Annotated in this window: 12 protein-coding genes; 6 read left to right on the forward strand and 6 right to left on the reverse strand. The window is 37.3% G+C overall.

The annotated features are described in order from the left end of the window. Positions 1-2 precede the first annotated feature (2 nt). Entirely contained in the window at positions 3-1,112 is a 1,110-nt protein-coding gene (locus ACX9TM_RS02015; protein ID WP_065211606.1) for a mandelate racemase/muconate lactonizing enzyme family protein, read from the reverse strand. 93 nt (positions 1,113-1,205) lie between these two features. Here ACX9TM_RS02015 and ACX9TM_RS02020 point away from each other — a divergent pair, with 93 nt between their 5' ends. Further along, positions 1,206-2,477, forward strand: a complete 1,272-nt coding sequence (locus ACX9TM_RS02020; RefSeq protein WP_000972808.1) for a hypothetical protein — start codon at positions 1,206-1,208, stop codon at positions 2,475-2,477. Here the strand turns inward: ACX9TM_RS02020 and nhaC are convergent. Further along, positions 2,466-3,887: a Na+/H+ antiporter NhaC gene (nhaC, locus tag ACX9TM_RS02025; RefSeq protein WP_065382496.1), complete on the reverse strand. Its 1,422-nt coding sequence runs from the start codon at positions 3,885-3,887 to the stop codon at positions 2,466-2,468. The genes ACX9TM_RS02020 and nhaC overlap by 12 nt on opposite strands. A gap of 293 nt (positions 3,888-4,180) precedes the next feature. Between nhaC and ACX9TM_RS02030 the strand changes: the two genes are divergently transcribed. Further along, a complete protein-coding gene (locus ACX9TM_RS02030; RefSeq protein ID WP_000853516.1) occupies positions 4,181-5,296 on the forward strand; it encodes a M20 peptidase aminoacylase family protein in 1,116 nt (371 codons plus the stop codon). Positions 5,297-5,531: 235 nt separating this feature from the next. Continuing rightward, positions 5,532-6,137 carry an SAM-dependent methyltransferase gene (locus tag ACX9TM_RS02035; protein WP_001005626.1) on the forward strand — a complete coding sequence of 202 codons (606 nt, stop codon included), beginning with the start codon at positions 5,532-5,534 and terminating at the stop codon, positions 6,135-6,137. 34 nt (positions 6,138-6,171) lie between these two features. Here the strand turns inward: ACX9TM_RS02035 and ahpF are convergent, their stop codons facing one another. Then, entirely contained in the window at positions 6,172-7,698 is a 1,527-nt protein-coding gene (gene ahpF, locus ACX9TM_RS02040) for an alkyl hydroperoxide reductase subunit F (protein ID WP_000599516.1), read from the reverse strand. A gap of 14 nt (positions 7,699-7,712) precedes the next feature. After that, positions 7,713-8,276, reverse strand: coding sequence for an alkyl hydroperoxide reductase subunit C (gene ahpC, locus ACX9TM_RS02045; RefSeq protein ID WP_000924420.1), 564 nt, complete (start codon positions 8,274-8,276; stop codon positions 7,713-7,715). A gap of 591 nt (positions 8,277-8,867) precedes the next feature. On the opposite strand from ahpC, the gene mtnK reads away from it, so the two are divergent. Genes mtnK through ACX9TM_RS02060 form a run of 3 tightly spaced genes read left to right on the forward strand, consistent with a single transcriptional unit; the run spans position 8,868 to position 11,848 of the window. After that, positions 8,868-10,097, forward strand: coding sequence for an S-methyl-5-thioribose kinase (mtnK, locus tag ACX9TM_RS02050; RefSeq protein WP_065381875.1), 1,230 nt, complete (start codon positions 8,868-8,870; stop codon positions 10,095-10,097). Between the two features lie 9 nt (positions 10,098-10,106). After that, complete coding sequence (mtnA, locus tag ACX9TM_RS02055) at positions 10,107-11,153, forward strand: S-methyl-5-thioribose-1-phosphate isomerase (protein ID WP_025690395.1); 1,047 nt, start codon at positions 10,107-10,109, stop codon at positions 11,151-11,153. Positions 11,154-11,206: 53 nt separating this feature from the next. Beyond that, entirely contained in the window at positions 11,207-11,848 is a 642-nt protein-coding gene (locus tag ACX9TM_RS02060; RefSeq protein WP_000926557.1) for an L-fuculose-phosphate aldolase, read from the forward strand. 41 nt (positions 11,849-11,889) lie between these two features. Here the strand turns inward: ACX9TM_RS02060 and ACX9TM_RS02065 are convergent, their stop codons facing one another. Next, entirely contained in the window at positions 11,890-12,897 is a 1,008-nt protein-coding gene (locus ACX9TM_RS02065; protein ID WP_000983751.1) for a FecCD family ABC transporter permease, read from the reverse strand. Further along, entirely contained in the window at positions 12,894-13,934 is a 1,041-nt protein-coding gene (locus ACX9TM_RS02070; protein ID WP_002025239.1) for a FecCD family ABC transporter permease, read from the reverse strand. Before ACX9TM_RS02070 ends, ACX9TM_RS02065 begins: the two co-directional genes overlap by 4 nt. Positions 13,935-13,941: the final 7 nt, after the last annotated feature.

The following is a 13,941-nucleotide window of genomic DNA, read 5'->3' on the forward strand; positions in this document are numbered from 1 at the left end:
CTTTAGCGTACAACGTCTTGAAAGACGGCTAGTTCTTGTAATGTATCTTCGTTTATTTCAATGCCGAGTCCAGGCTTTTCGTTTAAGCGAATGAATGGTACGTCGTAATGTAAGTTTCCGATGTCTTTTGTGAATTTTAATGGCCCTGTTAGCTCTACGCTCGTAATGATTTTCTTTGAGAAAGCGACATGGAAACCTGCGGAAGAGGCAACAGATGATTCGACCATTGATCCCACTTGGCATTCAATGCCTGCCATTTCTGCTTGATGAGCGAGCTTTACAGCTGGATATATGCCGCCGCATTTCATTAGTTTTATATTTACTTTATCAGCAGCTTCTAATTTAATAATTTGGCGCATTTCACGAGAACTTTTTAAGCCTTCATCAATCATAAGCGGGAGGTCTGTCTTAGAACGGATATGAGCCATGGCATCAATATCGTCCGCGATAACAGGTTGTTCAATCCAGTCAATGTTTAAATGTCCTAATGAACGAAGTGCTGTTAATGTGTTTGCGCTATTTTTCCAGCCTTGGTTTACATCAACGCGAATAGCGATGTCATTTCCTACACGTTCTCGTACAGCTTCAATACGTTTCACATCTTCTTTTACATTCGTACCAACTTTCATTTTGAAAGATTGGTAACCTTTTTGAATCATAGAAGCAGCTTCTTCAGCCATGTTTTCTGGATCGGCAATACTTAAAACGTGAGTGACAGGGAATTCTTCATGGTAGCGCCCGCCAATTAATTGATATACAGGTTGATTTAGTTTTTTGCCCATTATATCAAAACAAGCAATATCAATTGCGGCTTTCGCTGTTGGAACACCGTAAATTGTATTGTCCATCATGTCGTGTATTTTTTCGATATTCATTGGATTTTGCCCGATTAGAGCAGGGGTTAGCGTATGTTTTAAAGTATAGAAAGTACTTTCCCATGATTCACCTGTGACGTGATCATCAGCAACGCCTTCACCGTAACCGATAATACCTTCATCTGTTTCCATTTTGACGATAATAGAGGGCATATCAGAATAAGAGCCATAACTAATAACAAACGGATTGCGAAGCGGTAAACGAATTGCGTAAAGATGAATAGCTGTAATTTTCATTGAATAGAAACCCCTTCCTGTTTACAATAGTTTTATACATTTGATATAGTTGACGTTAAATAGTCGTTAATTAATGATAAGGAGTTAGAGAAAATGATGATAAAAATTGCAGTTGTCGGTTCAAAGGAGTTTATGGAGAACCTTTTTCCTATTGCTCAAAAATTAGAAGGAATAGAAATTGATCCATATATTTACCTTCATCCGGCGGAATCTTCTGAACTATTAAAGTGTTTAAAGCCTTGTGATGTCATCTTTTTCTCAGGTGCTTTACCTTATTATATGGCAAAAGAAATAAGAGAACAATTACGAATTCCAAGTACATACTTACAGCAAGACGAGACAACTGTCGCATCTTCAATTCTTTCTATCATGTATCATCAAAGTATTCAACCACATAACATTTCCATCGATTTAGTAGACCGCTCGTTTATTACAAATGTGTTCCATGATATCGGTATAAAAGAAAGCCCGCAAGTGTTGGATTATGAAAATATGCTGTGGAGTAAAGATGAGATAAATAGAGTTATCGATTTTCATGTAGCTAAATATCAATCTGGAGAGGCTCATTTAGCTTTAACTAGTATTCACGCTGTTTACGACGAGCTTCAAAAAATAGGTGTTCCTTCAGAGCGTATGATTGATCCAACACAATCCATTATACATGGGCTAAAAGATGCAAAAATAAAAGCTGAGTTAGCAAAAAGCTATTCAGCTACTGTTGGTGCTTGTATTATTTCTTCCTTAGAATTACGAACGAGTTTGCTTGAAAAACTAGATGTCATTTCAAAAGAACTACGTGGTTCATTTAAACAAGTGGATGAAATGACATGCATTTTGTATACAACTCGTGGTGATATCGAATCGATTATTAAAACAAATGCGATAGATAACTTGTTTGCGAGCATAGAAGGAACGATAGCTATTGGATTTGGTTATGGAAAAACCGTGAAAGAAGCGGAGCAAAATGCAAAAATCGCTCAAAGTTTTGCAAAGAATAATCTAATAGATCGTTGTTTTTATATACTAACAAGTGATAAAGATTTGTTTGGTCCGTTCCCGAAAGAACAGAGAGTACAAAGTTTGAAAAATGATAATCCGGAACTAATGAAAATAGCGAAGGAAACAAAGCTTAGTCCGGCCAACTTGTCAAAAATCATTCAATTTAGTCAATCGCACCCGTCATTGAAGTTTACAGCAGCTGACCTTTCTGAGTATTTACAAGTGACTCGAAGATCGACAGAAAGGTTGTTAAAGAAATTAGTTGATTACGGGTATGCTCATATTTGCGGCGAGGAAATGCCCTATCAACAAGGGCGACCTCGCGCACTATATGAACTGAATTTACCGCTATTTTTAAGCTTCTAGTTGAGCTTTTTGTTTCTTTAGTAGTTCTGCTTTTTCAATGTCTGATAGTTTTACAATTGTGAAGCCTGTTATACCATAAATGATTGAGATAATAGGTACGATGAAATTCAAAATAGCATAAGGGGCATATTCAAATGCACCTACGCCAAGTGTAGCGAGAATAAATACACCGCACGTATTCCAAGGAACGAAGACAGAAGTTAATGTTCCGCCATCTTCTAATGCTCTGGATAAGTTTTTTGAATGTAGTCCTTTTTCTGTGTATGCATTTGCGTACATTCTTGAAGGGACAACAATTGAAATATATTGTTCAGAGCAAGTAAGGTTTGTTGCAAAACAAGATGCGATAGTAGAAGCGATAAGCCCTTTTGCTGATTTCGCTAACTTTAAAATTTGATTTACAATTGAGCGAAGAATACCTGTATGTTCTAATACTCCTCCGAAAGTCATAGCGACAATTGTCATCGAGACTGTATTCATCATCGAATCTAAGCCACCGCGGTTAAATAGTTCGTCTACTAGCTTGTTTCCAGTGTCTATAACAAATCCAGCTTGGAGTGCACCGACAGATGCTGAGACAGAACCACCTTGAATAAAGACTTGTGATAAAAATCCTAAAATAATACCGACGAGAATCGCTGGTATAGCAGGGACCTTTTTAGCGACCAATACCATAACGACTACGGGTATAATGAGTAGGAAAGGTGAGATAACAAAGTTTTGTTGCAATACTTGTAACGTTTGATCGATACTCTTCGCATCAATATTGTTAGCGCCGAAGCTTCTTCCTAAGACCGCGTAGACGATAAGAGTAATAATTAAACCTGGAACTGTAGTAAATAACATGTGACGAATGTGTGCGAATAAATCTGTATTTGATAATCCTGCGGCTAAGTTAGTGGTATCTGAAAGCGGTGACATTTTATCGCCAAAATAAGAGCCTGAAATAATGGCACCAGCAACCATTGGAGCTGGGATTCCCATACTTAGGCCAATTCCCATTCCAGCAACACCAATTGTTCCCATTGTAGACCAAGAGCTACCAATTGCTAATGCAACGATAGAACAAATGACGGTAATGGAAACTAAAAATAGTGATGGAGTTAAAAGTTTTAAACCGTAATAAATCATCGTTGCGACGATTCCACCGCCAATCCAAGCACCAATTGTTAAGCCAACAAGAATAATAATGACGATAGCAGGTAATGCAAGACGAATCCCTTTATACATTGCTTCTTCAAGATCATTCCATTTGTAACCATAACGCCAAGCGACAATAGAAGCAACGGTTGTACCAATAATAAGTGGAACGTGAGGAGTTTGTTTTAATACAACAATTGTAACCATCATAACTGCAACGGTAATGATAATAGGGATAATCGCTATTCCAAAAGGTATTTCTTTTTTCATAAAGTTCCTCCTTGTTACGTATGTTTGTTTGTATTTTTAGAATTGTCGTAAAATAGACGTTTATTAGGTTATGATAACTAAAAGTTTATGTAAGCGTCAACATAAAAAACAGAAAATAAGGAATGTTCTAGTTGTTTGTTTAGTTTGTAATATAAGTGCAGAGTAAGCTTTTTAAGTATTTAAAAATAAATAATTGACTTTTTTCTTAAAATTCAATATGTTCATAAAAACATCTGTTTTTCATAAGTATAATTAACCCGGATCGTTTGTAATGTGGGAAGGAGACTGGAACGTTGAAAACATTAGAACTACAAGAGCGCTTAACGGAGATTTTTCAGCATTTACACGAAAACCCTGAAGTAAGTTGGAAAGAATATGAAACGACAGCGTATATTACTGACTTTTTAAAAGAAGAAGGAATTTCATATAGAACATTTGATGATTGTCCAGGTGTAATTGCTGAGATTGGAGGCGGGAATCCAGTTATTGCGATTCGTGCTGATATGGATGCACTTTGGCAAGAAGTAAATGGAGAATTTAAAGCGAACCATTCATGTGGCCATGATGCTCATATGACCATTGTAATGGGACTTATTTTACAATTGAAAAATATGAGATGGAAAAGTGGTACGGTTAGATTTATTTTTCAGCCGGCAGAAGAGAAGGGGAATGGTGCTTTGAAGATGGTGGAGAAAGGTGCTGTAGATGATGCTGATTTCTTATTTGGCGTCCATCTAAGACCAATTGAAGAACTATCTTTGAAACAAGCAGCCCCATCTATTCGCCATGGAGCAGCAGGATTTTTAGAGGGTATGATTCATGGGGAGGATGCACACGGGGCAAGACCACACCAAGGTGTGAATGCAATTGATGTCATTTCCATGATTAATATCGGTTTGAAAAATATTTGGCTGCCACCGCAAAGTTCCTATTCAGTAAAAATGACGAGATGCCAAGCAGGTGGTGATAATTTAAATATCATTCCGGGAAATGGTCATTTCAGTTTAGATGTAAGAGCTGAGAGTAATATACTATTAGAAGAATTAAAGAAAAAGATTGAGCATGTAATAGAATCAGCTGCATCGATGGGGTCGAAAACTTCATACGAATGGATGGATCTTGCACCAGGAGCAGAGGTTTCCGAAGAAGCAGAGCGCTTTATGCGTAAAGGTATTCTCGAAGTGTATGGGGAAGAGAGATGCACAGGGCCTCTCTATACGACAGGAAGCGATGATTTCCATTACTATACAGTGAAAAGACCACATTTAAAAGCTGTCATGCTTGGACTAGGAGCAGACCTACAACCTGGATTACACCATCCGTATATGAGGTTTGATCATAGTTGTATTATGGATGGGGTAGAAATATTGAAACAAACTGTATTGAAAGTGTTAGAAGACAGGGGCTAGAGAGCTCCTGTTTTTTTTGTCGTGAATTGTCGGCAAATCGATATATTTGAAAAACCGTTGATATATTTTGAGTTATGATAGATATATTGGGAAAATCGTTGATATATTTGAAGTTATGATAGATATATTGAGAAAATCGTTGATATAATTTCACGTACCTATTAATTTGATGAAAAATGAGCCTCCAGTACATGGTGTATAATAATAAGTACCATTTTTTAATAGGAGAAAACGAATGAACGAACAATATTACGATGCAGTTTTACATATAAAAACAGTCGGTGAGCAAAAAGGGTTTAACAAGTCTATGCATTATCATCGCTATGAACCGACACCGTATAGCGGGTTAGATGAGTTATTGAATCAATATGAAATACGAAGTAGCGACCGAATTGTAGACTTTGGGTGCGGAAAAGGGCGATTAAACTTTTATATGCATCATAAATGTGGTGCTTCAGCAGTTGGAATTGAAATGAATGAAGAGTTTTATAAAGAAGCGATGGATAATCGAGATCGTTATGCACGAAAGGCACGAAACAGTAAGGGGAAAATTCAATTCCAATGTTGTTTAGCGCAGGAATATGAGATTGATCCACATGATAATAGGTTTTATTTCTTTAATCCATTTTCTGTGCAAGTGTTTATGAATGTAGTAAATAACATTTTGCTTTCAGTAGAAGAAACGGGGAGAGAAGTGGATATTATTTTATATTATCCTTCTGAGGACTATATTTTCTTCTTAGAAAATCAGACTGCGTTTGAGCTGAAGAAAGAAGTTAGATTGCCAGGTGCTTATGAGAAGAATGGGAATGAGAGGTTTTTAGTTTATACATTAGGGTAATAAAAAAACAGGTGCCAAGGCACCTGTTTTTTTATTAGTTACGGATTAAGTAATCAAATGCACCTAAAGCTGCGTTTGCACCTGAACCCATAGAGATGATGATTTGTTTGTACGGATTATTTGTACAGTCACCTGCAGCAAACACTCCTGGTACGTTTGTAGCGCCGTGCTTGTCTGTTACGATTTCACCGCGAACGCGTTCAACTGTTTCGCCTAACCAGTCTGTGTTTGGCACAAGACCGATTTGTACGAATACACCTTGTAATTCAACGTGATGAACTTCTTCAGTTTCACGATCGATGTAAGAAATACCGTTTACTTTATCAGTACCAGTGATTTCTTTCGTTTGAACGTTTTTCAGAACAGTTACGTTTGGTAAGCTGTTAAGACGCTCTTGTAATACAGCATCAGCTTTTAATTCTGGCATGAATTCAAGAACAGTTACGTGCTTAACGATACCTGCTAAGTCGATAGCTGCTTCAATACCAGAGTTACCTCCGCCGATAACTGCTACGTCTTTTCCAGTGAATAATGGACCGTCACAGTGTGGGCAATATGCTACACCTTTATTTTTGAACTCAGCTTCACCTGGTACGCCAACATTACGCCAGCGAGCACCTGTAGAAACGATTACGCTCTTACTTTTCAGAATAGCGCCGTTTTCAAGTTCCACTTCAATAAGTTCTTTTTTCTCTAAACGTTTCGCACGTTGTAGATTCATTACATCGATGTCGTATTCTTTTACGTGCTCTTCAAGGCTTGCTACTAGCTTAGGACCTTCAGTCTTTTTCACGCTGATGAAGTTCTCAATGCCCATAGTATCCATTACTTGACCACCGAAGCGCTCAGCAACGATACCAGTGCGGATGCCTTTACGTGCTGCGTAAATTGCTGCACTTGCACCAGCAGGGCCGCCACCAACAACAAGAACATCGTATGGATCTTTATCAGAAAGCTCTGATGCATCTGGACCGTTACCCATTTTAGCTAAAATTTCTTCAAGTGTCATACGACCGCTTCCGAAAGATTCGCCGTTTAGGTAAACAGTTGGTACTGCCATAATGTCTTTGCTTTCTACTTCCTCTTTGAATGCAGCGCCATCAATCATAGTATGTGTAATACCAGGGTTAAGAACGCTCATTACGTTAAGAGCTTGTACAACATCAGGACAGTTATGACAACTTAGGCTGATATAAGATTCAAAATGATATTCGCCTTGAATGTTTTTAATTTGATCGATTAATTTTTGTTCAACTTTTGGAGCGCGTCCACTTACTTGTAGTAAAGCTAACACTAATGATGTAAATTCGTGTCCTAATGGAATACCAGCGAATACGACACCAGTGTTTTCACCAGGGCGGTTTACGCTAAAGCTTGGTGTTCTCTCTAATTCAACTTTTTCTACTGTAATCTTAGATGACATAGTAGCTAATTCGTCTACTAGAGATAACATATCTTTAGATACGTTATCGTCTCCTGCGCTTACTTTAAGTAAAATATCGTTCTCCATTAATTGAAGGTATTGGGATAGTTGTGTTTTTATATCTGCATCTAGTATCATTTTGATCGAACTCCTTAGATTTTGCCTACAAGGTCAAGGCTTGGTTTAAGTGTTGCAGAACCCTCTTGCCATTTAGCTGGGCAAACTTCACCTGGGTTGTTACGTACGTATTGAGCAGCTTTAATTTTGTTAACAAGAATGCTTGCGTCACGGCCGATACCGTCAGCATTGATTTCCATAGATTGGATAACGCCGTCTGGATCGATGATGAATGTACCACGAGCAGCAAGACCTTCTTCTTCCATTAAAACGTTGAAGTTTGTAGTGATTGTGCGAGTTGGGTCACCAATCATGATGTACTCGATTTTGCCGATAGTTTCTGAGCTATCATGCCATGCTTTGTGAGTGAAGTGAGTGTCTGTAGATACAGAGTATACTTCAACGCCTAAGTCTTTTAGAGTTGCGTATTGGTTTTGTAAGTCTTCAAGTTCAGTTGGACAAACGAATGTGAAGTCAGCTGGGTAGAAACAAACTACACTCCATTTTCCTTTTAAACTTTCGTCAGTAACTTGGATAAATTCTCCATTATGGTAAGCATTAGCTTTAAACGGTTTTACTTCTGTGCCGATTAATAACATATTAAAATTCCTCCTAAATGTTGGTTTTGAGCATCAAAAAATAGTGTGCTCATAAAATATATTTTTTAATTAACTATAATAATTCTAATTCGATATTAATTATCATATAGAAGTGGTTATTTTGTCAAGAGAATAAACCAACTTTATACCGATTTAATTAATATTTATTCTCAATTAAGGCTAACAGAGAATGGAAAGGTAACTTTAAGTTTATAAATTTTCAATGATTGTTTGAAAGAGTAGTGTGTATGTTAGAGATATGGTGTAAGTGTAAATTCTTAGGAAGGAAATATTTCTTAGAAGTTATGTATTTGAAAAGGAACTGCTTACTTCTATTTTACAAAGAATTGTGCGATAAATAAAATAAAATGAATCGAAATCTTTTTGAACAATTTTTGTCATCGCGAATATATAATTAGGAAGTATATTACGCTGATAGTTAGAAATATTGACTCAAAGTGCTAACGAGATATAATAAAACCTAGATATACCTTTCAAAAAGAAGAATACATATTTATAGGATGAAAAAATTCAACCTATTATTTTTTATAGCTTTTAGAAAACGCTTACAATTGGTGTGGAGGGGAAACCATGTCTAAGTTCACAAAGTATTTTTTAATGGAAGCTAAAGATGTGATTGCATATGTGAAAGAGAAATTATCTAAGTTTGAACATGCAAAGGGGTTACAGTGTAAAGAAATAGGTGATGGCAATTTAAATTATGTGTTCCGCGTTTGGGATGAAAAAGAGAACATGTCTGTCATCGTAAAGCAAGCTGGGGATACAGCTCGCATTTCAGATGAGTTTAAGTTGTCGACGAATCGTATTCGTATAGAATCAGATGTTTTGCAGTTAGAGGATGAGTTAGCACCTGGACTTGTTCCTAAGGTGTATTTATTTGATAGTGTGATGAATTGTTGCGTAATGGAAGATTTATCGGATCACACAATATTACGTACAGCACTTATAAATCATCAAATATTTCCGAGGCTTGCGGATGATTTAACTACTTTTATGGTAAATACACTTTTGTTAACATCGGATGTTGTAATGAATCATAAAGAGAAGAAGGAACTTGTGAAGAATTATATAAATCCTGAATTATGTGAGATTACAGAGGACCTCGTATATTCAGAACCATTTACAAATCATAATAAGCGTAATGAGTTATTTCCGTTAAATGAGGGATGGATTAGGGAACATATTTATAGTGATAAAGAGCTTCGTATGGAAGTAGCGAAACGTAAATTTTCTTTTATGACGAATGCACAGGCATTACTTCATGGTGATTTACATACTGGTTCTGTTTTTGTAAGAGATGATTCTACAAAGGTTATTGATCCTGAGTTTGCTTTTTATGGACCTATGGGATATGACGTTGGGAATGTAATGGCGAATTTAATGTTTGCTTGGGTGAATGCAGATGCAACGATGTCACCTGGAGCTGAGAAAGATACGTATATGGATTGGTTACAAACTACGATGGTAGAGGTAATTGATTTATTTAAGCAGAAGTTTTTAGGTGCTTGGGATATTCATGTGACCGAGATTATGGCGAGGGAAGAAGGCTTTAGCGAAGTCTATTTGCAATCTGTATTAGAGGATACAGCTGCAGTGACAGGTCTGGAATTAATTCGCCGTATTGTTGGATTAGCGAAAGTAAAAGATATTACTTGTATTGGGAATGAGGAAGCACGTGCTAGAGCGGAGCGAATTTGTCTTCAAGTAGCGAAGGGTTTTATTTTACGAGCGAATCAATATAGAACGGGCACAAGTTTTGTAGAAACGTTAAAAGAACAGTCAATGCACTACGCGAAGTAAGGGGAGAATATGATGGAAGAGCAATTAATACCAATTCAGTGGAAAGATGATGCTTTAGTTTTGTTAGATCAAACGTTATTACCAAATGAAATTGTCTATGAATCTTTTAAAACAGCTGAAAGTGTGTGGGATGCGATTCAAGTAATGAAAGTACGAGGTGCACCCGCGATTGGTGTTTCAGCTGCTTATGGAGTGTATTTAGGGATAAAGGAATTTGCTGAAAGTACGGAAGAGGGATTTATGGATGAAGTAAGAAAGGTATGTACATACTTGGCAACATCAAGACCGACTGCCGTAAATTTATTTTGGGCACTTGAAAGAATGGAAAGTGTAGCGACAGATAATATTCATTTATCAATCTCACAGCTGAAAAATAGATTACTAGAAGAGGCAAAAGAGATTCATAGAGAAGATGAAGAAATTAACCGTCAAATTGGAGAACATGCATTAACATTATTCCATGATGGAATGGGAGTATTAACACATTGTAATGCTGGTGCGTTAGCGACAACTAAGTATGGTACCGCGACAGCTCCCATGTACTTAGCGAAAGAAAAAGGATGGGACTTAAAAATCTATTCTGATGAAACACGCCCTAGATTACAAGGTTCAACGTTAACAGCATTAGAACTGCAGCGAGCAGGCATTGACGTTACTGTTATTACAGATAATATGGCAGCTATGGTCATGTCACAAGGGAAGATTGATGCGGTAATTGTTGGATGTGATCGTGTGGCAGCAAATGGTGATGTAGCAAATAAAATTGGCACATTAGGCGTATCTATTTTAGCTAAGTACTACAACATTCCGTTTTATGTAGCAGCGCCAACACCGACAATTGATTTAAAGACATCGACAGGAAAAGAAATTCCGATTGAAGAAAGAGATGCTTCTGAAGTGATTAATCGCTTCGGACAATATTCTGCTCCGAAAGAAAGTAAAGTATATAATCCAGCATTTGATGTTACTCCACATGAAAATGTAACAGCGATTATTACAGAAAAAGGGATTGTAAAGGCACCGTTTACGGAGAATTTAAAAAAGCTATTTCAATAAGTAGATAAATGTAAAAGTCAGTCATCATAAGCTTCATACTTAGGGGGATGTATATGTTATTACAAAAAGAAAGAGAAGAAATTGTAGCGTATGGAAAGAAAATGATTTCTAGTGGTTTAACAAAGGGAACGGGCGGTAATATTAGTATCTTTAATCGTGAACAAGGTCTTGTTGCGATTAGCCCAAGTGGTTTAGAGTATTATGAAACAAAGCCTGAAGATGTAGTTATATTAAACCTAGATGGTGAAGTAGTAGAAGGAGAGAGAAAACCATCAAGTGAATTAGATATGCACCTTATTTACTATAGGAAGCGTGAAGATATAAATGCGCTTGTGCATACACACTCTCCTTACGCGAAGACGATTGCATCATTAGGATGGGAGCTTCCTGCTGTATCGTATTTAATTGCTTTCGCAGGACCGAATGTGCGCTGTGCACCGTATGAAACATTTGGTACGAAGCAATTAGCGGAGGCTGCTTTTGAAGGCATGATTGATCGCCGTGCTGTTTTACTTGCAAATCACGGTTTAATTGCTGGTGCAAATAATATAAAAATGGCGTTTACTGTTGCAGAAGAGATTGAGTTTTGTGCTCAAATTTATTATCAAACGAAAAGCATTGGGGAACCAAAGCTATTGCCAGAAGATGAGATGGAGAATTTGGCGAAGAAGTTTGAAGGGTATGGGCAGCAGTAGAATGAAACAAAAACACCCTCAAGAAATCTTGAGGGTGTTTTTTAAGCTTTTTTAAGCAACAAATACATAAAGTAAGGAGCCCCAATTAAAGCAACGACAATACCTGCTGGAATGCCATTAGGATCAACGATATTTCGTCCGATTGTATCTGCTAATAATAATAGCCATCCGCCGATTAAAAGGGCGATAGGCATGAAGATTTGATGTCTTGGACCTACTAAAGATTTCGCGATATGAGGAGCCATTAATCCGATAAAGCTAATTCCTCCTGTTACGGAAACAGCTGCGGCTGCAAGTGCAACGGCTGCAACTAATAAGTACCTGCGTTCTTTTTCAATTTCAATTCCAACGCCAATTGCGACTGGTTCGTTTAATGCTAAAATGTTTAATCGATTTGCTTTATAGAAAACAAACGGAATGAATACGATTAACCATGGGAGCATTGCTAAAACGAAAATCCAGTCATCTCCCCAAATATTTCCGGCAATCCATTTTGAGATAAAGTCCACTTTCATACGATCAGCGGATGAAATAAGGACAATCATCGCTCCAGATAGTGCAAATGCAAAACCGATACCAGTTAATGTTAATCGTATTGGTTGAAGTCCAGTTGATTTACTATATGAAAACACGTAAATTAGAACAGCTGTCAGAAATGCCCCAATAAATCCAACGACAGGTAGTAAGTAAAGAAATGAACCTACGTCTATTGGAAAGTATAAAAAGAAAATAGCAACAGCAACACCAGCCCCAGAGTTAATACCAAGAATACCAGGTTCAGCTAAATCATTTCGGGTAATTCCTTGCAGAATAGCCCCTGATAAAGCGAGAGCCATACCAGCTAATAATGTAATGACAATTCTAGGTAGTCTTAAAGAGTATAAAACAAACTCCTCTTTAAAAGTCCCTTGCCCCATTAATGTTGGGAGTAGTCGATCATAAGATAAAGATGCTGAACCAAGTCCCATTCCAACTACAATGGTTGTGATGATTACTATAAGTAAAGCGAGTATAATGAGACGCTGTTTTCTTAAAATAGATTGCATCATGAGAATGTTTTTCCTCCTTTACGTACAATGAATAGGAAGAATGGTAACCCTACAATCGCGACAATTGCCGCAACTGGTGTTTCGTATGGAGCGTTAATAGTACGTCCGATTGTATCTGCAAGTAGCATAAAGGAAGCTCCAGCAATTGCTGACATCGGTATAACAAATCGGTAATCTGGACCGACAATTGGGCGTACCATGTGAGGTACCATTAAGCCGATGAATGCCATATTTCCAACAAGAGCTACAGATGCACCTGCAAGTAAGATAATAATGATAAATAAAATAGTTTTAATAACAATAATTTTTTGACCTAGTCCAATAGCCACTTCCTCACTGAAACTAAGAACTGTCAATTTTTTTGCTAGTAAGATAGCGATAAAGATACTAATTGAAATGACCGGAATAATAATTTTTAATTGGCTCCAAGTTGTTCCAATTACGCCCCCAGCAGTCCAAAGTGATACATCTTGTGAAATTTTAAAGTAAATGCCGATTCCTTCTGAAATTGCGAGTAGAAATGCTGAAACTGCAGCGCCCGCTAATACAATTCGAAGAGGAGAAAGGCCGCCTTTTTTCACCATACCAATTCCAAATACCATAATTGCGCCAATTGCAGCACCGATAAAGCAAGCTAATGTTAAGTAAAGATAGCTGATGGAAGGGTTGAAAGCAAGTGTCAGTGCAAGCGCAGCATTTGCTCCACCAGATAGCCCTAATAATCCAGGATCCGCAAGTGGATTTCGTGTTAATCCTTGCATAATTGCCCCAGAAACGGCTAATCCAGCTCCTACAAAAATAGCAGCAACTTCACGTGGTAAACGTATTTCTCGAATAATAGATATTTTGTCTCCTTTAGCGGAGGAAGTGAGTGCTAACCATACATCTTTTATCGAAGTATCTGCAGCACCTAATACCATTGCAACCATAAAAATAAGAAAGAATGCAATTAAGCTTAAAATTAGTTTGTATGTAAAAGCTATAGAACGTGGATTGTCATGATCTTTTGTCATTCGTTTCACATCTTTTCTGTTCATAGAATAA

The sequence above is a fragment of the Bacillus sp. LH1 genome (assembly GCF_057924895.1).